16 protein-coding genes and 1 pseudogene are annotated in these 21,655 nt (G+C 62.1%); 10 read left to right on the top strand and 7 right to left on the bottom strand.

What is annotated here, in order from left to right; genetic code table 11:
* Positions 1-275 precede the first annotated feature (275 nt).
* Complete coding sequence (locus tag KK488_RS16035) at positions 276-491, top strand: hypothetical protein (RefSeq protein ID WP_214624718.1); 216 nt, start codon at positions 276-278, stop codon at positions 489-491.
* A gap of 361 nt (positions 492-852) precedes the next feature.
* Here the strand turns inward: KK488_RS16035 and sppA are convergent, their stop codons facing one another.
* Positions 853-2,766: a signal peptide peptidase SppA gene (gene sppA, locus KK488_RS16030; RefSeq protein WP_214624717.1), complete on the bottom strand. Its 1,914-nt coding sequence runs from the start codon at positions 2,764-2,766 to the stop codon at positions 853-855.
* Positions 2,767-2,899: 133 nt separating this feature from the next.
* Between sppA and nuoF the strand changes: the two genes are divergently transcribed.
* From nuoF to pepF, 5 genes are all read left to right on the top strand, one after another.
* Entirely contained in the window at positions 2,900-4,195 is a 1,296-nt protein-coding gene (gene nuoF, locus KK488_RS16025; RefSeq protein WP_214624716.1) for an NADH-quinone oxidoreductase subunit NuoF, read from the top strand.
* A 248-nt stretch (positions 4,196-4,443) separates the two neighbouring features.
* Complete coding sequence (groES, locus tag KK488_RS16020; RefSeq protein ID WP_214624715.1) at positions 4,444-4,731, top strand: co-chaperone GroES; 288 nt, start codon at positions 4,444-4,446, stop codon at positions 4,729-4,731.
* Between the two features lie 43 nt (positions 4,732-4,774).
* Positions 4,775-6,421, top strand: coding sequence for a chaperonin GroEL (groL, locus tag KK488_RS16015; RefSeq protein WP_214624714.1), 1,647 nt, complete (start codon positions 4,775-4,777; stop codon positions 6,419-6,421).
* 305 nt (positions 6,422-6,726) lie between these two features.
* On the top strand, positions 6,727-7,389 hold the full coding sequence (locus KK488_RS16010; protein ID WP_250890563.1) for a PEPxxWA-CTERM sorting domain-containing protein: 663 nt from the start codon (positions 6,727-6,729) through the stop codon (positions 7,387-7,389).
* A 194-nt stretch (positions 7,390-7,583) separates the two neighbouring features.
* A complete protein-coding gene (gene pepF / locus KK488_RS16005) occupies positions 7,584-9,440 on the top strand; it encodes an oligoendopeptidase F (RefSeq protein WP_214624713.1) in 1,857 nt (618 codons plus the stop codon).
* Between the two features lie 779 nt (positions 9,441-10,219).
* Here the strand turns inward: pepF and KK488_RS21445 are convergent.
* On the bottom strand, positions 10,220-10,330 hold the full coding sequence (locus KK488_RS21445; protein WP_250890561.1) for a non-structural maintenance of chromosomes element 4: 111 nt from the start codon (positions 10,328-10,330) through the stop codon (positions 10,220-10,222).
* Positions 10,331-10,554: 224 nt separating this feature from the next.
* Positions 10,555-10,968: an EVE domain-containing protein gene (locus tag KK488_RS16000; protein ID WP_214624712.1), complete on the bottom strand. Its 414-nt coding sequence runs from the start codon at positions 10,966-10,968 to the stop codon at positions 10,555-10,557.
* A 140-nt stretch (positions 10,969-11,108) separates the two neighbouring features.
* Between KK488_RS16000 and KK488_RS15995 the strand changes: the two genes are divergently transcribed.
* Positions 11,109-12,053 (top strand): isopenicillin N synthase family dioxygenase, encoded by a 945-nt coding sequence (locus tag KK488_RS15995; RefSeq protein WP_214624711.1) that lies wholly within the window; start codon positions 11,109-11,111, stop codon positions 12,051-12,053.
* A 582-nt stretch (positions 12,054-12,635) separates the two neighbouring features.
* Here the strand turns inward: KK488_RS15995 and istB are convergent.
* Entirely contained in the window at positions 12,636-13,418 is a 783-nt protein-coding gene (istB, locus tag KK488_RS15990) for an IS21-like element helper ATPase IstB (protein ID WP_214624710.1), read from the bottom strand.
* Positions 13,408-14,931 (bottom strand): IS21 family transposase, encoded by a 1,524-nt coding sequence (gene istA / locus KK488_RS15985; RefSeq protein ID WP_214624709.1) that lies wholly within the window; start codon positions 14,929-14,931, stop codon positions 13,408-13,410. The genes istB and istA overlap by 11 nt, the downstream gene beginning before the upstream one ends.
* Before the next feature lie 546 nt (positions 14,932-15,477).
* Here istA and KK488_RS15980 point away from each other — a divergent pair.
* The 3 genes from KK488_RS15980 to KK488_RS15970 all read left to right on the top strand — a co-directional run bounded on the left by KK488_RS15980 (position 15,478) and on the right by KK488_RS15970 (position 18,569).
* A complete protein-coding gene (locus tag KK488_RS15980; RefSeq protein WP_214624708.1) occupies positions 15,478-16,431 on the top strand; it encodes an ArsR/SmtB family transcription factor in 954 nt (317 codons plus the stop codon).
* 101 nt (positions 16,432-16,532) lie between these two features.
* Positions 16,533-17,519, top strand: coding sequence for a DUF1852 domain-containing protein (locus tag KK488_RS15975; protein WP_214624707.1), 987 nt, complete (start codon positions 16,533-16,535; stop codon positions 17,517-17,519).
* 27 nt (positions 17,520-17,546) lie between these two features.
* A complete protein-coding gene (locus KK488_RS15970; RefSeq protein WP_214624706.1) occupies positions 17,547-18,569 on the top strand; it encodes a methionine synthase in 1,023 nt (340 codons plus the stop codon).
* 409 nt (positions 18,570-18,978) lie between these two features.
* Here KK488_RS15970 and KK488_RS15965 read toward each other — a convergent pair.
* Together KK488_RS15965 and KK488_RS15960 are read right to left on the bottom strand one after the other, a co-directional pair.
* A pseudogene (locus KK488_RS15965) lies at positions 18,979-19,242 on the bottom strand (transposase); the annotation flags it as partial.
* Positions 19,243-19,643: 401 nt separating this feature from the next.
* Positions 19,644-21,572, bottom strand: coding sequence for an ATP-binding protein (locus tag KK488_RS15960; protein WP_214624705.1), 1,929 nt, complete (start codon positions 21,570-21,572; stop codon positions 19,644-19,646).
* Between the last annotated feature and the right edge of the window lie 83 nt (positions 21,573-21,655).

Below are 21,655 nucleotides of genomic sequence, written 5' to 3'. Positions count from 1 at the left end.
CACCGGTGGCGAAATCGGGCTGTCCTATTGAATCGTGTTAAAGCATGACGAGTCGGGGCATGCGATCCGGCTCTTTCTCATCTCGTATATAGCGGCATGCGGGTGGGCCGTGGCATGTGTCGTCGTTCATAGTGTGACCCTGTTGTGACCTTTGGGCAATCCGGACCGCCGATTGGCAAGATGGCTTGCCAGGATCGACCGCTCGAACTGTCCACGTAGCCTAACGCGCTGCGCTCGCTCAATGTTCACGGGCTTTTCACCGCGCCGGCGAGTTCATGGCCTGGGATCCTGCGCACCGGCGCAAGGTCTGGACGATCAAGGAGCGCTGGCCGGTCTGGAGCGGCACGGCTGTGACGGCCGCCGGCATCGTCTTCTACGGAAATCTCGAAGGCTGGTTCAAGGCCGTGGATGCCGACACAGGCAAGCTCTGGCAGTTTCCGGCTAAGCGATCATGGGCTGGCCGACCGTGTTCAGGGGACCGGACGGCGTGAATATGTCGCGACCATCTCCGGCATCGGCGGTTGGGTCGGCGGCGTCGTCTCGCACGCTCTCGATCCGCGCGACCCGACCATGGCCAAGGGCTGGGGTGACATCGTCGGCACCTCAAGAAGGTCACCAGCAAGGGCGCAGTACTTTGTTCGTCTTTGCCTTGCTCTCGCCCGGAAACACCCCGGCACCGCGGCGCGTTCGCCTCGGCTCGGAATAACGAAACACTTATTTCGTTTTGGCCCTCTCATCCGAACAGCTATTTGGTTGGGGCGAACATTTTATTGCTTTGAAATAGGGCCGGAAACATAAGGTTTTCGTCGCGTCAGAAACAGCTTATTGCTCGGGTCCAGAGCCGGTGTTGGCTCATTTGCCAAACCCCAGCCATTTCACGAGCAGGCTCAGCCAGCCCGCCTTCTCCTGTTTCGTCGGGGCTGGTGCGGGCGTGAAGGCGCGGCACTCCAGGCAATCGGCACGCACCGACGCACCGTCGACCAGGCCGCGCAGATCCGCCACGACCCGCATCGCCATCATCTGCTGATGGCGCGCGGCATAGCTCAACCAATCGCGCGGACTGGCGCTGCTCTGCACGCGCACCCGGCTTTCCCCCTCCTCGCTGCCGAATGCGGAGAGGAGCTGCGTCAGACGATCCGGCTCAGGCTCGAAGTAGCGCGCCTGCGCCGCGCTTCCGGTCAGTTTCGCACGCCTGGCGGCTTCGGCAATGGCATCTTCGATCCCGCCGAACCGGTCGACCAGCCTCAGCTGGTGCGCCGTGCCGCCGTCCCAGACGCGGCCCTGGCCGATCTCGTCGACCCGCTCGGGCGTCAGCTTGCGGGAGACCGCGACGAGGCCGATGAACTTGCCGTAGATGTCCTCCACGCTGGCCTGCGCCAGTTGGTCGAACTCGGGGCTGACGCCACCGATGACATTCGGCTCGCCGGAAAGTGCCGTCGCCTTCACGCCGTCGCTGGTCACGCCGATCTTGGCGAGCGTCTCCTCGAAGCTCGGCAGGATGCCGAACACGCCGATCGATCCCGTGATCGTCGCCGGCTCGGCGAAGATGGTATCGCCCGCGGTGCTCACCCAATAGCCGCCGCTTGCCGCAACATTGCCCATCGAAACGACGACCGGCATGCCCTTCTTCTTGGCCTCGATAAGGGCAGCGCGAATATCCTCGGACGCTGCAGCCGACCCGCCCGGCGAATCGACCCGCAGCACCAGCGCCTTGATGTCATCGTCAGCCAGCGCATCGCGGATGAGATTGGAGACGGTGGCGCCGCCCGCCCGGCCTGCCTGCGCCTCGCCATCGACGATTTCGCCGGCGACGGTGATGACGCCGACCTTGCCGTCATTGCCCGGCTTATGTCGGCGAATATAGTTTTTGAGCGGGATCGCCGCGAAATCGCCGGGCCCCCCATCCTCTGCTTCTCCTGCCAGATCCGCTACATGCTTGCCGAAAGCAATGTCGTCGCCGAGCTTGTCGACCAGCCCCGCTGCCTGCGCGGTCCGCGCGGTGTCTCCCGAGTTGGCACGCAGCAGCGCGAGGGGCTCGGCGAGATAGTCAGTTACCCTGGCCTTGGGTCGTGCCCGGGCGACATCGCCCAGCCAGTTCGCCCACACCGCCTTGACCAGTGCCTCGTTGGCCGCCTTGGCCTCTGGCGACTGATCGGCGCGGATATAGGGCTCGACCGCGCTCTTGTAGGTGCCGACGCGATAGACATGAACCTTGGCGCCGAGCTTGTCGACGAGGCCCTTATAGTAAAGATTGCTGCCGCCAGGACCGGTCACGCCAACCATGCCCATCGGCGACAACCACACCTCGCTCGCATGGGCAGCCAGTAGATAGCCGTCATCGTCATAATAGGAGGCGTGGGCAAGCACGGGCTTGCCCGCCTTGCGCACCTTGTCCAGCGCCGCGCCGACGCGCTCCATCGCCACCTGGCCACCGCCGCCGAACCCGTTGAGATCCAGCACCACCGCCTTGATCGCCTTGTCCTGCGCCGCTGTCTCGATCGCGTGGACGACGTCTCGCAGGCGATATTCGGATGAGCCGTCATTGCCGCCCAGTGCCGAGAGCCGGTCGATCTCGCGCGGCTGCTCGACGATCGGCCCGTCGAGCGCCAGATAGAGCGCGCCCTTGCCCGGCACGCCATTGCCAGGCTCCGATCGCGCCAGCTTGATGCCCGCATAGACGAGCGCGAAGAAGAGTAGCAGAAACAGGAGCACCATCGCGTCCTTGATCGCGACGACAAGCTTCCAGGCACCTTTGACGAAACTCAACACCGGACACGTCTCCCTTGTGCGCACCGCTAGCGCATCTTTGCGCACGATGCACGGGGACTTGTGGACCCGCGCCGGGAGGACTGCTAGCGTGGCGGAAAGCGAGAATGGCGGGAGTGCATGAGCGATGATCATGGCGCTGGCAGACCGGGACCGGATCTTCACCAATCTCTACGGCTATCAGAGTACTGACATCGATGCGGCCATGGTGCGCGGCGACTGGGACGGCACGCGGATGCTGTTGTCACGCGGGCCCGCCGCGCTGATCGCCGAGGTCACAGCGTCGGGCTTGCGCGGGCGCGGCGGCGGTGGCTTCCCGACAGGACGCAAATGGGAGCTGATGCCGAAGATCGCGGGCGACGAGCGGCCGCGCTTCCTGGTCGTCAACGCCGACGAGTCCGAGCCCGGCACCTGCACCAATCGCGAGATCTTGCGCCATGAACCGCACAAGGTGGTCGAGAGCGCCTTGCTCGCCGGATACGCGATCCAGGCGCGCGCAGCCTACATCTACGTACGCGGGGAATATATCCGCGAGGCCCAGGTCCTGGAGCGCGCGATCGGCGAGGCTTATGCGCGAGGCTTTCTCGGCAGGAACGCCTGTGGGTCGGGCTATGACTTCGACGTGTTCGTCCATCGGGGCGCGGGCGCCTATATCTGCGGCGAGGAGACGGCGATGCTGGAGAGCCTGGAGGGACGCAAAGGCATGCCGCGCCTGCGGCCGCCCTATCCGGCCGCGTCCGGCCTCTATGGCTGCCCGACGACCGTCAACAATCTGGAGACCATCGCCACTGTCGCGACGATCCTGCGACGCGGCGGCGCCTGGTTCGCTGGTATCGGCGCGCCGACGAGTGCCGGTCCCAAACTCTTCTGCTTCTCGGGCCACATCGAGAAGCCCTGCGTCGTCGAGGAGGCAATGGGCCTGCCGTTTCGTGAGATGATCGAGCGACATTGCGGCGGGATCCGCGGCGGCTGGAGCAATCTGCAGGCGGTGATGCCAGGCGGCGCCTCGATGCCGATGCTGCCCGCGCACCTCATTGCCGATGCGGCAATGGACTTCGACAGCCTGAAAGCGCTCGGCTCGGGCCTGGGCAGCGCCGCCGTCATCGTGATGGACAAGTCGGCGGACGTGGTGCACGCCGTTACTCGCCTGTCGCAATTCTTCGCGCATGAAAGCTGCGGCCAGTGCACGCCCTGCCGCGAGGGCGCGGGCTGGATGGCGCGCGTGATGGCACGACTCGTCTCCGGCGAAACCGAGCTGGCGGAGATCGACATGCTGGAGGGACTGACCCGACAGGTCGAGGGGCATACCATCTGCGGCCTCGGCGATGCCGCCTCGTGGCCGATCCAGGGGTTGATCCGGCATTTCCGACCGGAGCTGGAGGCGCGGATTGCCCGGTGGCGGGAGGAACGGCTGCCACGGGCGGCATGACCGCACGGCTCGGCCCATCCCCACAACGATTCGAAAAATAAGGCGGATTTTTGCTGCGCTGTGCCTTGACCCTCCGCGCAGGAGGTCCATATGGCGCACGTTAGCACTCGCGCTGCGACAGTGCTAACAAACTGGTTCATGTGCGGGAGCAAATCGGCATCTGGGACATCGAAGCGCGATCGGCAAGGCCGGAGCGACGATGGGACGCAGAACCGGGATAGCGCCCGCCCGACAGAAAGGACAAGGATATGGGATTTCGTCCGTTGCACGACCGCGTGCTCGTTCGCCGCATCGAAGCCAATGAGAAGACTGCCGGCGGCATCATCATTCCCGACACCGCCAAGGAAAAGCCGCAGGAAGGCGAGATCGTCTCCGTCGGTACGGGCGCCAAGGCCGAGGACGGCAAGGTGACCCCGCTCGACGTCAAGGCTGGCGATCGCGTTCTGTTCGGCAAGTGGTCGGGCACCGAGGTCAAGGTCGATGGTGAAGACCTGCTCATCATGAAGGAAAGCGACATTCTGGGCGTCATCGCCTGATTTCGTCATCCAAGTTTCTGAATTTCTAGGAAGGACAAGCAACATGGCAGCCAAGGAAGTCAAATTCTCGCGCGACGCTCGTGAGCGCATTCTGCGCGGCGTCGACATCCTCGCCGACGCGGTGAAGGTCACGCTGGGGCCCAAGGGCCGCAACGTCGTCATCGACAAGAGCTTCGGCGCACCGCGCATCACCAAGGACGGCGTCACCGTCGCCAAGGAAATCGAGCTCAAGGACAAGTTCGAGAACATGGGCGCCCAGATGGTGCGCGAAGTGGCCTCGAAGACCAACGACATCGCCGGTGACGGCACCACCACCGCGACCGTGCTGGCCCAGGCGATCGTGCGCGAAGGCATGAAGTCGGTCGCGGCCGGCATGAACCCGATGGACCTCAAGCGCGGCATCGATCTCGCCGTGACCAAGGTGGTCGAGGATCTCAAGGGCCGCTCGAAGCCCGTCTCCGGCACGCAGGAAATCGCCCAGGTCGGTATCATCTCGGCGAATGGCGACACGGTCGTCGGCGAGAAGATCGCCGAAGCCATGGACCGCGTCGGCAAGGAAGGCGTGATCACCGTCGAAGAGGCCAAGGGTCTCGACTTCGAGCTCGACGTCGTCGAGGGCATGCAGTTCGATCGCGGCTATCTCTCGCCTTACTTCATCACCAATCCCGAGAAGATGCAGGTCGAGCTGACCGATCCGTATATCCTCATCCACGAGAAGAAGCTCTCGTCGCTCCAGGCGATGCTGCCGATCCTCGAGGCGGTCGTGCAGTCGGGTCGTCCGCTGCTGATCATCGCCGAGGACATTGAGGGTGAGGCTCTGGCCACGCTCGTCGTCAACAAGCTGCGTGGCGGCCTGAAGATTGCCGCCGTCAAGGCGCCGGGCTTCGGCGATCGTCGCAAGGCGATGCTGGAAGACATCGCGATCCTGACCAACGGCCAGATGATCTCGGAAGATCTCGGTATCAAGCTCGAGACCGTCACGCTCGGCATGCTCGGCCAGGCCAAGCGCGTCACCATCGACAAGGACAACACCACGATCGTCGACGGTTCGGGCGATGCGGACGCCATTAAGGGCCGCGTCGAGCAGATCCGCTCGCAGATCGAATCGACCACGTCGGACTATGACCGTGAGAAGCTGCAGGAGCGTCTTGCCAAGCTCGCTGGCGGCGTGGCGGTCATCAAGGTCGGTGGCGCGTCCGAGGTCGAGGTGAAGGAGCGCAAGGATCGCGTCGACGACGCACTGCACGCGACTCGCGCGGCTGTCGAGGAAGGCATCGTCCCCGGCGGCGGCACGGCGCTGCTCTATGCGACCAAGGCTCTCGCTGGCCTCAAGGGCGCCAATGACGACCAGACCCGCGGCATCGACATCATCCGCAAGGCCATCGAAGCGCCGATCCGCCAGATCGCCCAGAATGCCGGGCATGACGGCGCCGTCGTCGCTGGCAACCTGCTGCGCGAAAATGACGAGACCCGGGGCTTCAACGCGTCGACGGACGTCTATGAGAACCTCGTCGCGGCCGGCGTGATCGACCCGACCAAGGTCGTGCGCGCCGCGCTGCAGGACGCGGCTTCGGTTGCCGGTCTGCTGATCACCACCGAGGCGACCATTGCCGAGCTGCCGGACGACAAGCCGGCCATGGGCGGCGGCATGCCCGGCGGCATGGGCGGCATGGGCGGCATGGACTTCTAAGTCCCGCTCAAGTGTTGCCGGACCCGTCCGGCACACCGAATCAGGACAAGGCCGGCGAGGCGACTCGCCGGCCTTTTTCGTCGGTTGGGTGGAGGTGCTGCGCGATGTGGTTGCGTAAATGTTAAGCAACTCGCGCCAGTGTTGACCGAACGCGGGACATTAACCGGATCCGGTCAGCCTCTTACTGCACAATAGTGCCATACCTCCCTGAAAAATCAGCTCGTTAACCGTGATTCATGGTTAATCGCATTGTTACATTTTGCGACTTCCACGACTTGGGGTCACCAACCGTGGGAGATCATCAAATGCGTACCCTCAAGCTTCTCGCCCTTGCCGCCACCACCGCGCTGGCAGCGCCCGCCATGGCCGGCACCTACACCTACACCGGCCCCGTCAACGTTCCGGGCTTTCCCTTCAACATCGTCGGCACCGGCCCCGCATCGGTCTTCCCGATCGACATCAATGTCAGCGGCGCGGGCAATGTCCTCACCGACGTCGACCTGATGCTGACCGGCCTCAAGCACAGCTTCGCCGACGATCTGACTGTCGCGCTGCAGGGCCCGAACGGCCAGGCCATCCTGGTGCTGACCGACGCTGGCGGCTGGTCGAACTTCAACGGCACCTACACGTTCAGCCAAGGTTCCGCTGCGCTCGGCAATGGCAATTATGGCGGCAACAACACCGTCATTCCGGGCGGCACCTATGGTCCTTCGGTCTATGGCTTCAACCCGATCGCCAACCTGCTGACCAGCGGTAGCTCGCTCGCGGCCTTCAATGGCATCAACCCGAACGGCACCTGGAAGGTCTGGCTCTGGGACGACCAGATCGCCAATGTCGGCTCGCTGCAGAGCGTCTCGCTCAAGATTGCCGCGGTGCCCGAGCCCGCCACTTGGGCAATGATGATCGGCGGCCTCGCCCTCGCCGGCCTGCAGATGCGCCGCCGGGCCACGAAGGTCAGCTTCGCCTGATCGCATGACGATCCTTTGGGGGGACTGGGGGCCGGGAGAGAAATCTCCCGGCCTTTTCCTTGCTATCGTTCGCGGGCATTTTTGCGGGTATTGCGCAACAAAGCACTTTTCTTGCGCGCCCAACGGGATCAGAAAGGCAGGCAACCCGAAACCCGGCCGCGCGCCGCGCGCGAACCCCAGCCAGGAAGCCCGCCATGACCAATCTCTCCCGCCGCGAAGCGATCGCCGCCGCCGCTCTCGCCTCGCTCGCCTCCGCTTATCCCGCCCTCGCTCAGACTACGGCTGGGGGTGGCGCTGTCTGGGACCTGAGCGACATCTACCCGAACGATGCCGCGTGGGACAAAGCCCGAAAGGATGCCCTCGAAGCCCTCAAGGGGCTCGGCGCCTACAAGGGTCACCTTGGCGACAGCGCCGACAGCCTCGCCAAGGCGCTTCAGCTCCAGTCCGATCTCTATCGCACCATCGGTCGCGTCTACACCTACTCCAGCCTCAAGGCCGACGAGGATGTCCGCGTCTCCGCCAATCAGGAGAAGCAGGCCCAATCGATCGACCTCTTCACCGCATTCGGCGAGGCCAGCGCCTGGATCGCGCCCGAGCTGCTCGCAGTCGGCGCTGGCAAGGTCAATGGCTTCATCGCAACGAACGAGACGCTCCAGACCAAATTCAGCTATTATCTCGCCAATATACTGCGCCAGGCGCCGCACACGCTCTCGAGCGAAGGCGAGGCGCTGCTTGCCAGCGCCGGCGCACCGCTCGCCGCGCCAGGCGACATTTCACAGCAGCTGCGCTCGTCCGACGTGCCTTGGCCGACCATCACGCTCTCGACGGGCAAGAAAGTGCGCCTCGACAGCCAGGGCTATACGCTCGCCCGCGACGCGGCCAATCGCGACGACCGCAAGGCCGTGTTCGATGCCTTCTGGAAGACGTTCGGCGCGTTCAAGAACAGCTTTGGCGCGACCTATGCCGCGCAGGTGAAGGGTGACATCTTCACCGCCAAAGCGCGCAAATATCCGACCGCGCTCGCCGCCGCCATCGCCGGCGCCAACATCCCCGAGGGCGTCTATCGTACCCTCGTCGCCGAGACCGACAGGGGCCTGCCGGTGCTGCACCGCTATTTCGAGTTTCGCCGCAAGATGCTGGAGTTGCCGGATCTGGCCTATTACGACGTCTATCCCCCGATCGTGCAGCTCGACCGCACCTTCTCGCTCGACGAGATGCGCACGACGACGCTCGCGGCGGTCAAGCCGCTCGGCAAGGAGTATGGCGAGCGCTTCGCCAAGGCGACGGCGGGCAAGTGGATGGACCCGCTGCCCCGCGAGGGCAAGCGACCGGGCGCCTATATGCAGCCGGGCGCCTATGACGTGCATCCCTATCTGCTGCTCAACCTCAGCGACAAATATGACGGCATCACCACCTATGCGCATGAGTGGGGCCATGCGATGCATACGCTGCTGGCCAACGCGACTCAGCCCTTCGAGAAATCGGACTATCCGATCTTCCTCGCCGAAATCGCCTCCACCCTCAACGAGCTGCTGCTGAGCGACTATATGGTGAAGCAGGCCAAGACCAAGCAGGAAAAGCTCTTCTATCTCGGCCAGCGCATGGAGAGCATTCGCGGCACTTATTACCGCCAGACCATGCTCGCCGAGTTCGAGCTGGCCGCGCATGACAAGGCGGAGGCAGGCGAGGGTCTGTCCGGCGAGAAGTTCAGCCAGATCTTCTACGACCTGCTGGTGCGCTACCACGGCCCCAAGGTCGCCATCGCCAAGGATTATGGCAATGAATGGGCCTATATCCCGCATTTCTACACGAGCTTCTACGTGTACCAATATGCCACCTGCATCACCGCGGCGAACTTCTTCGCCCGGTCGATCCTGGCGGGCGGGGCGAAGGAGCGGGACAATTATCTCTCGGTGCTGAAGGCGGGCGGATCGGACTATCCAGTCGAGATCCTGAAGCGCGCCGGCCTCGATATGACCACCCCGGCGCCCTATCAGGCGATGGTCCAGACGCTGACGGAAACGCTCGACGAGGCGGAGAAACTTGTCTGAGGAGGCGCCGGGATCGTCGCTTACTCACCGAGGCCGCCGATCGCGTGCTTCTGCGGAAAAAGGAGCACGCGAATGAGGAGAACCTGGCGACATACTGCGACGTCCCCTGCCGCACATGCTAAATGAGGGTCGGCATCGCTGCCGACCCTCACTGCACCAATCGCCTTCCAATCCGTTGCCGGATATCCGGAGATCGGCATGGCGCCATCTGGACCCGAAGACCCCCATGCACGCCGGACTTCAAACTCTCGCGAGCATCGAAGCCCTGATCCGTGTCCGACCGGACGGCCGTTCCCGGATCGGCTAGGCTCCATCGCACGAGGCGACGGGGCCCGGCCTTTCCGAAGCATCTCCTTCGCCTAGACGGCGCTCTCGATCCTTCGACCCTCTGCCTCGCTTCATCCGCTCCCGAAGGAAGCGATCGACGCGGCCGGCATCGGGATCCGAGCCTTTCAAGGATCGCGTTGCCGCGCTCATCTCGAAGCTCGTCCAGATCGCTTATCAAGTCTTTGATTTCTCTCGGACTTTCACTCGCTCTGTAGCAGCAAGGTGTCACCAAAACCGAGTCGCGCCAAGGGGAATCTGCAGGCCCAAGACGCCCCAGATCGTCAAATCTGTGGATGAGTGTGGATAAGTTTGGGGATGACGGGCGGACTAGCCCATTGCAGCCGGCCTCTAAGGCCGGAAAACCGATTCGACAATGAAAAAGGGCGGCGCCTTGCCGGCACCACCCTTTTTTCTTCGATTAGATGCCGGCGCGCCCTGGCGCCGCGCACCGCTCAGTAAAAGCTGCCGATCACGAACGGGCCGGTGTTGCCGGCGGCAGCGATATAAGCGGCGATGAGCTTCTTCCACGTGCGCATGTCAATCTCCATTGGTTGGCCAGACATGGCCATCTCCTCAACTTCTGGAGGCGGATATATGTTGCGCTGCACCAAAAAGCAATTGCAAAGCTAATTAGTAGATTGCAGAAAATGCAATCGTTTCTATCGGGATATATGAAAAAGCTATCAGGCGGCCGACTTCGGGCTGTTCTTCATCGCCTTCCAAGCATATTGCAGGAGCGAGATAAGCGCTTTCGAAGGCCGGACAGAGGAGGGCAGCCGGAGGAGAATCAAGCCTCAGTCTGCGCCATGTCCAGGATCTTCGCCCATTCCTCCGCGCGCACCGGCGCGACCGACAGGCGCGACTGGCGGATCAGCTCCATGCCGGCCAGCGACGGCTCGGCCTTGATCGCCTTCAAGGTCACGAAGCGCTTGAGCGGCTTCACCGGGGCAACCTCGACCGCCATCCACTTGCCGGTCGGATCGGTGCTGTCCTGCTGCGCCGTCCGCACAATCTCCATGATGCCGACGCACTCCAGTCCGATATTGCTGTGGTAGAAGAGCGCGCGATCGCCGAGCGCCATGGCCTTCATGTTGAGCTGCGCGGTGTGATTGCGCACGCCATCCCACTCGGCGCGGCCCTTCTTGACGAGATCGTCCCACGAAAAAGCATCGGGCTCCGATTTCATCAGCCAGTAGCGCATCGTCTCGTCTCCTCCGGGGGGCTGCGGGCGCAATTCCATGGCCCGGCGCCGGGTGCAACAATTTCGTCGCAGGTGACAGGGGCGGGTCGAACGCCTAACCTGAGCGCAACAACAGATCCTATTTCGCGGAGTCCGCGCCCATGACCTCCTCTGTTCTCGAACAGGTTCCGACCCTTTCCCTCGCCAGGCTCGATGTCGCCGATTTCGCCCAGGCGATCGGCGGCAGTTTCCGCGAGTTCGGCTTCGCCATCGTGATCGACCACGGCATCGACGACGCGCTGATCGCGCGCGGCTGGAGCCTCGCCAAGGCCTTCTTCGCGCTGCCGGAGGAGGCCAAGCGTGCCTATCTCGTGCCTGGCGGCGGCGGCCAGCGTGGCTACACTGCCTTCGGCACCGAGATCGCCAAGGGCGCGAGCGAGAACGATCTCAAGGAATTCTGGCATGTCGGCCGCGAGCTGCCGGAGGGCGATCCGCTCGCCGCGGACATGGCGCCCAATGTCTGGCCGAGCGAGATAGCGGGCTTTCACGAGACATTCCAGGCACTCTACGACGCGTTCGACGCGGCCGGATCGCGCATCCTCTCTGGCGTCGCGCTCTATCTCGGCCTCCCCGCCGACTGGTTCGACAGCCGCATCGAGAATGGCAATTCGATCCTGCGCCTGCTGCACTATCCGCCGGTCTCGGCGCAGGCCCCGGGCGTGCGCGCCGGCGCGCACGAGGACATCAACCTGATCACGCTGCTGGCCGGCGCCGAGGAAGGCGGGCTGGAGATCAGGACACGCGCCGGCGAATGGATCCCAGTGACGCCGCCGCCGGGTGGCCTCGCCATCAATGTCGGCGACATGCTGCAGCGCCTGACCAATCATGTGCTGCCCTCGACCAGCCACCGGGTGGTCAATCCGCCGGTCGAGCGCCGCCACATTCCGCGCTACTCGATGCCCTTCTTTCTGCATCTGCGCCCGGACGTGGTGATCGAGGCGCTGCCGCAATGCGTGACGCCCGACAATCCGCTGCGCGAACCGCCGATCACCGCGCACGACTATCTGCACGAGCGGCTGCGCGAGATCGGGCTGACGAAGGGATGACGCGGTTTAACCTCGTCTCCCCTTACAGAAGAGGATAGCGCAGTTGGCGGAGCGGGAGGGATTCGAACTGATCGGCTAAGCGACTGATTTGCCGCGCTTCTCATCGAGCCTCTTTTCCACAACACCTCGGAATATACCTCGTCGACTTTTTCCTCTGAAAACCGTCACTGCGCGGCTCAGTTCGACTGCGTGCTCGGTATTCGAACCCACGATACAAAGCAAGGTTTCGGCGACCGCTGAATGGCCGGCTTTTGGGGACATTCCAGCCGGTCCGCCTAGCACCGGCTCGGCTTGAACAGAGCCATCGCACCGAGGACTGCAAATGGTCTCAGGGGTAATGGAGGATCTGCGGACGCAGCTCCTGTCCCGCACCGAGATCCTGGCGCGCAATCTCCTCCAGCTCGTGCGCAAACTGGCTCACCGATTTTCCATAGGACTGCCCCCCATCGGGATCGATGACATCTAGAAGAGGGTTGGGATCAGTGTACTGCCCCCGAATGTTGATTGCTGCTGAGAAGTGACCCGGGGTTTTCATCGAGAAGTGACCCACCCTGCGATTATGTTTCGGGTTTCATATGTGGGTCAAGATGGGGCTTTCTCCTTTCTGGTTTTGGGACCTTGGGCGGAGCTGTTCTTGAACCGGAAGCTGTCGTTGCCCGTTTCCAGGATATGACAGTGATGGGTGAGCCGATCGAGGAGCGCGGTGGTCATCTTGGCGTCGCCGAACACGGTGGCCCATTCGCTGAAGCTCAGGTTGGTGGTGATGATGACGCTGGTGCGCTCGTAGAGTTTGCTCAGCAGATAGAACAACAACGCACCGCCTGAGGCGCTGAACGGCAGATAGCCAAGCTCGTCGAGGATCACGAGATCGGAGTGGGCGAGCCGCCCGGCGATCTGGCCTGCCTTGCCCTGGGCCTTCTCCTGTTCAAGGACGTTGACCAGCTCGACCGTCGAGAAGAACCGCACGCGCTTGCGATGATGCTCGATGGCCTGAACGCCCAGCGCCGTGGCGATGTGAGTCTTTCCCGTGCCGGGACCACCGACCAGCACGACATTGTCGGCAACATCCATAAACTCGCATCGGTGGAGCTGGCGGACCAGCGCTTCGTTGATCTCGCTGCTGACGAAGTCGAAGCCGGCCAGATCGCGATAGGCTGGGAACCGGGCGGCCTTGAGCTGATAGGATACCGATCGCACCTCCCGTTCGGCAGTCTCTGCCTTCAGTAGTTGGGACAGGATCGGCACCGCGGCATCGAACGCCGGCGCGCCCTGCTCCATGAGATCGGTGACGGCCTGCGCCATGCCGTGCATCTTGAGGCTGCGCAACATGACGATGATGGCGCCGCTGGCGGGATCATGACGCATGGCGGTTCTCCCGGCGCAGGGCATCATAGCGCTCCACATTGGCCATGGGCTCGCTGACCAGTCTCAGCGCCTGTGGTGCTGTCACCGGCGGGGCGTTGAGCGGCTTGCCGTCGAGCAGACGGTGCAGCAGGTTGAGGATATGGGTCTTGGTGGGGACGCCGGTCTCCAACGCCATGGTGACCGCGCTGAGCACCGCCTGCTTGTCATGATGCAGCACCAGGGCGAGGATCTCGACCATCTCGCGGTCGCCGCCGGGAGATCGCAGCAGATGCCGCTGCAGCCGCTGGAACGCATCAGGCAGGTCAAGGAACGGTGCCCCGTTGCGCAGAGCGCCTGGCTTGCGCTGGACCACCGCCAGATAATGGCGCCAGTCATAGACGGTGCGTCCCGGACCATCATGGGATCGCTCGATGATCCGCTGATGCTCGCACAAGACCTGTCCCTCGGCGACCACCAGGAAGCGGTCGGGATAGACGCGCAGGCTGACCGGCCGGTTCGCGAACGACGCCGGCACGCTGTAGCGGTTGCGCTCGAGATGGACGAGGCAGGTCGGGGAGACCCGCTTGCCATACTCGACAAAGCCGTCGAACGGTCTGCCCATCGGCATCAGGCTTGCCACCTCGTCCGCCCAGGCATCGGCCACCGAGCCCAACTCGACCCCATGTGGGATATCCTGCCAGAGCGCCTTGCAGCGCTCTTCCAGCCATAGGTTGAGGGCATCGAGGCTCTCGGTCTGGGGAACGGGCTGCCACAGCCGATGGCGGGCATCCTGGACGTTCTTCTCGACCTGGCCCTTCTCCCATCCCGCCGCCGGATTACAGAACTCGGCCTCGAAGAGGTAATGGCTGACCATGGTCAGGAAGCGGGCGTTGACGGTCCGGTCCTTGCCGTGCCCGACCTTGTCGACCGCAGTGCGCATGTTGTCGTAGATACCGCGCCGGGGCACGCCGCCCAGCACGCGGAACGCGTGATTATGGGCATCGAACAGCATCTCGTGGGTCTGCAGGAGATAGGCCCGCACGAAGAAGGCCCGGCTGTAGCTGAGCTTGAAGTGCGCCACCTGCAGCTTGGTGCGCACGCCATCGATGATCGCCCAGTCCTCGCTCCAGTCGAACTGAAACGCCTCGCCCGGCGCGAACGACAACGGCACGAAGGTGCCACGTCCACTCATCTGCTGCTGGCGGCGATAATCATCACGCCAACTCCGGGCAAAGGCCGCCACGCGCTCGTAGGAACCGTCAAAGCCAAGGCTCACCAGATCGGCATGCAACTGCTTGATCGTGCGCTTCTGCTTGCGCGGGCGGCCCATCTCCCGCCTCAGCCAAACCGTCAGTCGCTCAACGAAAGGGGCCAGCTTGCTCGGCCGCTCAGGCGTCTTGAACCGCGGTTCCACCGCGTCAGACCTGAGATACTTGCGTACGGTGTTGCGCGAAAGACCGGTGCGCTTGGCAATCTCTCGGATCGACAGATGATCGCGGTAATGCCAGCGCCGGATGACGCTCAATAATGCCATGTCCAACACTCCATGGTCCCCCGCTCAAAGCCAGGGACGTGTTCAAACATGGGTCACTTCTCAGTGAAAATTACAGGCTCCCCCGGGTCACTTCTCAGCAGCAATCAACAGTCTTGCGCGGGAACTACTCGAACAAGCCGGGTCTCGGAAGTTCCCTTTATCGCCGTCCCAAAAATGAGAGCTTGTCTGCTGCCCGTACCCGGATCGCGGCGAATCGCAACAAAAGCAACGCGGATATCGGTCTTCATTGACCCGCCCCCCGGAGTTGAATCGTCCCGTTCCGTTTTCTTCTAAATTGATTTGGTCGATTCTAGCGAATCTAAAAGGCGCCAAAAATGACAAACGTGATGTTACTTGCGGTATTCGGGCGATCTAGCCCAATCCGCCCATCAATTTTCTTTTGGCGCCGTGCTCAGCGGTAAGGTTTCAGCCATGTAACCGCCTGCCCTAAAGCCGAAGGCGCAGGGTCCCCACCCATGCAAGTCGGCTGATCGATAAAGCCTCCGGCGCCCTTGACTATATATGCTAATATGCGAATATAGGAATATGAACAATGACGCCATCCTGTTTCAAGCCCTGTCCGATCCGGTTCGCATTCGAATCCTGTATCTCCTTCGGGAGATGGAGCTGTCGGTCGGCGAACTCGCTCAAACGCTCGCTCAGGGGCAACCCAAGATTTCCAAGCAGTTGAAGGTACTGATCGACTGCGGCCTGCTCGGGAAGCGCAAGGAAGGAAATTGGGTCTTCCTCAGGCTTGGCGCGTCGTCGCTCGTCGACCCTCTCTTCACCCTGCTTGACCGCTGGGCCGAAGTGCATGGCAGCGATCCGTGGTTCGCGGCCGACGCGACCAGACTCGCCGCCATTCATGCGGATCGCGCGACAGAGGCGGCCGCCTATTTTGCGGCGCACGCTGCGGAATGGAATCGTCTCCGCGCGCTCCATGTCTCCGTGGAGGACGTCGATGCAGCGATCCTCCGGGCGATCGGCGACCATAATCTCGGCGTGCTTGTGGATATCGGGAGCGGGACCGGGACCATGGTCCATCTGCTGGCCGACCGCGCTGACCATGTCATCGGAATCGACCGATCCCCCGAGATGCTGCGGTTCGGCCGCGCGAAGCTGCTGCAGGACGGCGTGACCAATGCCGAACTGCGCCAAGGCGACATGAACGCGCTGGACCTGCCATCCGGCTCGGCGGACACCGTCATTCTCCACCAGGTTCTGCATTATGCGCATCGGCCCGCTGCCGTCGTCGCCGAGGCTGCCCGCATTCTCAAACCGAGCGGAAAACTCATCATCGTCGATGTCGCGCCGCACGACCGGGAGGAGCTGCGGCGAGAACATGCGCATGCGCGGCTCGGCTTTGCAGACCAGGAAGTTCTCGACTTCATGAAGGCGGCCCATTTGCACGGACGCGTCGTGGAGCGCCTCACCGGCGGTGCCCTCACAGTCACCCTTTGGTCGGCAGAATGCCGTCCTGCGCGATTGCGGGCCGTTTGAGCATGGCCTTCGATACACGCGCCCGTCAGCGCGACCTCCGCCATGAACCGCAAGGATCTGCGCGCAGGCAGGTTTCATTCCGAACATCAGGACAACCCGTCATGATCGATAGCGCCTTCACTTTTTCCATCGAGCGCACGGCTTTCGACGAGGACTACCGCCCCGCCGACCATACGCGCGTCACGACCAACTTTGCCAATCTGGCGAGGGGAGAACGCCGTCAGGAGAATCTGCGCAACACGCTGCGGATGATCGACAACCGCTTCAACAGCCTGGCTGCCTGGGACAATCCCAGAGGCGACCGCTACTCTGTCGAGCTCGATATCATCTCGGTCGAGATGAACATCGATGTCCGAGACAATCGCGATTCCTTCCCGCTGATCGAGATCCTTCAGGCACGCATTTTCGACAAGCAGACCGGAGAGCGTATCGAGGGAGTCGTCGGGAACAATTTCTCATCCTACGTTCGCGACTATGACTTCAGCGTCCTCCTGCTCGACTATGCAAAGAAGCACCCGAACGCCGGCGTCCCGGCGGGGTTCGGCGATCTCCATGGAAGCCTGTTCAAGCTTTTTCTGAGTTCAGACGCCTACCGCGACAATTTCAGCAAGCCGCCGGTGATCTGCCTCAGCGTTTCGAGCACAAAGACCTACTACCGGACAGGAAACGAGCACCCATTGCTGGGCCTCGAATATCAGAATGACGAACCTTCCCCGACGGATGCCTATTTCGCGAAAATGGGCATGAAGGTTCGGTATTTCATGCCGAAGCATAGCGTCGCGCCGTTCGCCTTCTATCACATCGGCGACCTGCTTCGCGACTATACCAATCTCGAACTCGCAAGCACGATCAGCACGATGGAGACCTTTCAGAAGATCTATCGGCCTGAGATCTACAATGCGAATTCCGTTGCGGCCGAACAGTATCGCCCGAGCCTGAAGTGCCAGGATTATTCCCTGACGCGGATCGTCTACGACCGGGAAGAGCGCAGCCGGCTGGCGGTCGAGCAGGGCAAGTTTGCCGAGGAGCGCTTCATCAAGCCCTATCAGGCCCTCCTCGCGCAATTGTCCACCATCGCCGCCCATTGATCGGCCGAGAGCACGAGGTCATCCGCCATGAAGAAATTATTGCCCACCTCGACCGCCGGTAGTTTGCCCAAGCCCTCTTGGCTTGCGCAGCCCGAGACGCTCTGGTCGCCCTGGAAATTGCAGGACGACGAGTTGAACGAAGGCAGGGAGGATGCCTTGCGCCTGGCGCTCGACGACCAACGGCGGGCAGGCATCGATATCGTCAGCGATGGCGAACAGACGCGTCAGCATTTCGTCACGACATTCATCGAACAGCTGAGCGGCGTCGACTTCGAGAAGCGCGAGACCGTCCGCATCCGCGATCGCTATGATGCGAGCGTGCCGACCGTCGTAGGCACCGTGAACCGCCCGAAACCGGTCTTCGTCGACGACGCCAGGTTCCTGCGCGCACAGACGGACCTTCCGATCAAGTGGGCGCTGCCCGGCCCCATGACGATGATCGATACTCTTTATGATGACCATTATAAGAGCCGCGAAAAGCTCGCCTGGGAATTCGCCAAGCTCCTCAATCAAGAGGCCAGGGAATTGGAAAAGGCCGGTGTCGACATCATCCAGTTCGACGAACCGGCCTTCAACGTGTTCTTCGACGAGGTGAACGACTGGGGCGTCGCCACCCTCGAACGGGCGGCCGACGGACTGAAGTGCGAAACCGCCGTTCACATCTGCTATGGATACGGCATCAAGGCCAATACGGACTGGAAAAAAACGCTGGGACTGGAATGGCGGCAGTATGAGGAGGCCTTCCCCAGGCTTCAGAGGTCCAGCGTCGATATCATCTCGCTGGAATGCCAGAATTCGCGCGTCCCCATGGACCTTATCGAACTCATTCGAGGGAAGAAGGTCATGGTCGGCGTCATCGACGTGGCAACGAACATGATCGAGACCCCGGAGGACGTCGCCGACACGCTCCGCAAGGCACTCCGGTTTGTGGATGCAGACAAGCTCTGTCCTTCGACCAATTGCGGCATGGCGCCACTGTCCCGCGGGGTTGCGCGAGAGAAGCTGAAAGCCCTGGCCGCCGGCGCGGAGATCGTCCGAAGAGAGCTCTAAGGCTGATAGGCTGCTGACGTCAGTCGTGTCGTTGAAGAGAGATAACGTGACGGCATGGAAGGCCCCTGAGAATGGCAAGGACCGGGCCGTTGGCGGGCTGACAGACTTTATGAACGCGACGCGACATAACGGACATTCCCTCCGCCGCCGCTCTACGTGACCGACGGGTCAGCTAAACGCGCGAACCAGGTTGGCGAAGGCGCGGCGCCGGTCGCGGTTGAAGCAACGCACGTCAGGGGTACATCAGTCGTGCGGATCACCGCGATTAACGTGCGGCAGCGGCTGACCAGCAGCTTGATTAATGCATGTACGTCGAGCGGGAGGACCATCTCCCTGTCGCTCCGGCGTGCCGAGGCTTGCCGACCGAGATGCTCAAGCGCACTGAGCAGCATCAGCGCTTCGACCCGTGCGCCTCGCGTTCCAGGCGCCGGCTCGACTGGATCCTGTTCAGATAGCCGTAAAGGTGGATCTTGAGCATCGTCGCCGCTGGATGGTAGGCCGGGCGACCGGTCTCGACGGGCGTCGCTCCGGCAAAACCCAAGGCGTGGAAATCGAGCTCGTCGATAAAGGCCTCGACCACTCGAACCGGGTTGTCCTGCGACACATAATCATCAAGCGAGGCAGGCAGCAAAAAATCCTGCCGGCGGTCTTCCCCTTGAACGAAACGGCCCATCCCAAAGCCTCCCGCAAATCCGGGAAAACCTCAGCATATCCTCGCGTTTTTACACACCCTCGGTCGAAAGCCGCCAAACCGAAGGTATTCCTACCTGCGCCCAAAGAGGCGATAGCCGGTTGAGAAAGTGGGCCTTTTTGGCGGGCATGTAGGCCGCACAACCCCAAGGAGGGGTACGAGGCGAGGTACTTGGCCGGATCGACTAAATTTTACCGAGCAAAATCAAGGCAATATAGGTCAATTGCGATCATAGGATGGTATTCGAACCCACGATACAACTCAAGTTTTGGTTGCCCCCGAACACCCCTATTTGGTCTTGGGGGCGTTCCAATCTTGTAGCAGGAATTGAAGAACGGCTGGCCCTTATGGCGCTCGTGCTCAAGCTGCAGCCGGTACAGACTCTAGTTGGCAAGTCCTAGGCCCGGTTGAAGGACTGCCGGTTCTGCTACGAAGGCGTTCGCATCGACGCCGGCGTCTTGCAAGAACGGCGCTTGCGACAGCTTCGCGTACAGATTGAGCATGCGGGTCTCGGCGCGCCGGATGAAGGTTTCATAGGCCATAGGGATAATCTTTGTCCGGCCTTCTTCGCGTACGCCTTCTCGCGGCGTCAGCTTCGATCCCATGACAAAGCAAGTCACGCGCGTTGAATCATCGATCAGACCGTGCGTCTGCAACTCGACGACATATTTCCAAGCCTGGTTTTTTTGATCCATGCCGATCGGGATACCCGGCCGCTTCAGCTCGACCACCACTAAATGATCGACGCCTACCAGTTCATGGGAATCATCATAAGCGGGCCGCGTAAATAGGCCGACACTGCCATCAGGCATGATAACAAAGTCGGGTCGGTTGCCGCTGCCTTGGACAGAACCTCCAAGCAGTTTCTTTATGACCGTAGACATACCCTGGTTCGAGGTGAACTCGATACTTTCAAACTCGGGGCCAAAGACCCAAAGACTTCGCTCGATCAGTGGCTGAAGCTCACGCACTTCGTCGGCCCGCTCATCGCGCAGCTTGTCGTGCAGTTCGTGAATGAGCTTCAGCCGGGTCTGGATCTCATCCAACGCGATCTTGGCGGTCGCCACGCTCCAATCGGCGAGAATGCCATCAAGCTGGTCGAGCTCATTAGGGTGCAGGCCGTGGAGTTTTGCAAGCAAGCTATATTGCGAGGAGGATGCCTCCAGATTGGCAAGTATGCCCGCGACCTGTTCGATTTGATCCGACGAGATGCCCGGGCAGGTGTCGATGACCTGATCCACGAAGCTGTTCCAGCGCTCGCGCGCAAGTGGTGCGATCCGGGTTACGGTCGAGGCATAGCGCTCGCGGACTACATCCTTAGTCTCCCTGCGACGCTCCGAATGGAAGGCGGCGATCTCCTCTCGAATCTTGTCCTGCACTGCAACCTGGGTCTTCTGCCACGCGGCATTGCTTTGCTGGAATCCGGACCAGTCAGCCAAGACGGCGTCGGCGCCGGCCAGGAAATCGGCAAAGACGATGAAGGTGAACCGCTTCGCTTCGCTGGAACGACCGTCAAGGACTCGCTCGTAGTCTGTGCCGCGCCACCCGCAATTTCCGACCAGTCGATTGTTGACGTGCCAAGCAATACCGTGCTGACGCGTGCTACGATCGGCACGCTGGGATTCGATCATCATGATGGTGGCACGCCCGACTCCGGCGATGTCCACGAAACTCTCCCGCAGAAAATCGCGCGGAATATCATCAAACGTTACTGCTTGGCCGTCGACGAAAACCCTGAAGTTCGGATCGGTCAGAAAGCGGGTTCCGAGCACCTCGCGAATGTCGGCTGCGCTGAGGCGTAACCGGGTCGGCTCCACCGCTCTAATCTCGACGCCGTGTCCGGCGCTCTCCTCGCGCTTAACGAGCTGCCAATCGAACGGCCGGAGCCCCCCACGCGAGACCCGGTACGTAACCTGCTCGCCGCCCGCCTCGATGGTAATGTCGTAAGGATTCGAGAATGCGAAACCGCCGTGTCGACCACGGCCGTTGCGACCATAAGCGCGGCGGGGCGCGAGCGACGCCAATTCTGGCGGGGGCGCAACATACTCTCCTTCCGCCGCTACACGGTTATAGTCGAAGACACCCCAGCGTTGCTCGAACTGCGCCGCTGTCATGCCCCGGCCATTGTCCTTGATCGCGAACCTCCGCTCGCCATCGGAGGTCGGCCAAGTGATATCTACGGTTGTAGCGTAGGCATCCCATGCATTCGCAACGAGTTCTACGATGGCGACCGAGAGATCGGAGATGATCGGGCCGGCATGACGATCAAGAAAGCGCTGGTCGAATGCGTATAGTGTTTCTTGAGACGTCATAGCCGATCCCCCTTGTTGTTTTATAGCGATGGAGGCGGCCGATGGGCTATCGAGAATTACCGTCCCCGCACGGGAGCCCAGCG

The organism is Sphingobium nicotianae (assembly GCF_018603885.1).
GTDB lineage: Bacteria > Pseudomonadota > Alphaproteobacteria > Sphingomonadales > Sphingomonadaceae > Sphingobium > Sphingobium nicotianae.
The sequence above is the reverse complement of the archived record's forward strand: the minus strand, read 5'-3'. Positions and strand labels throughout refer to the sequence as shown.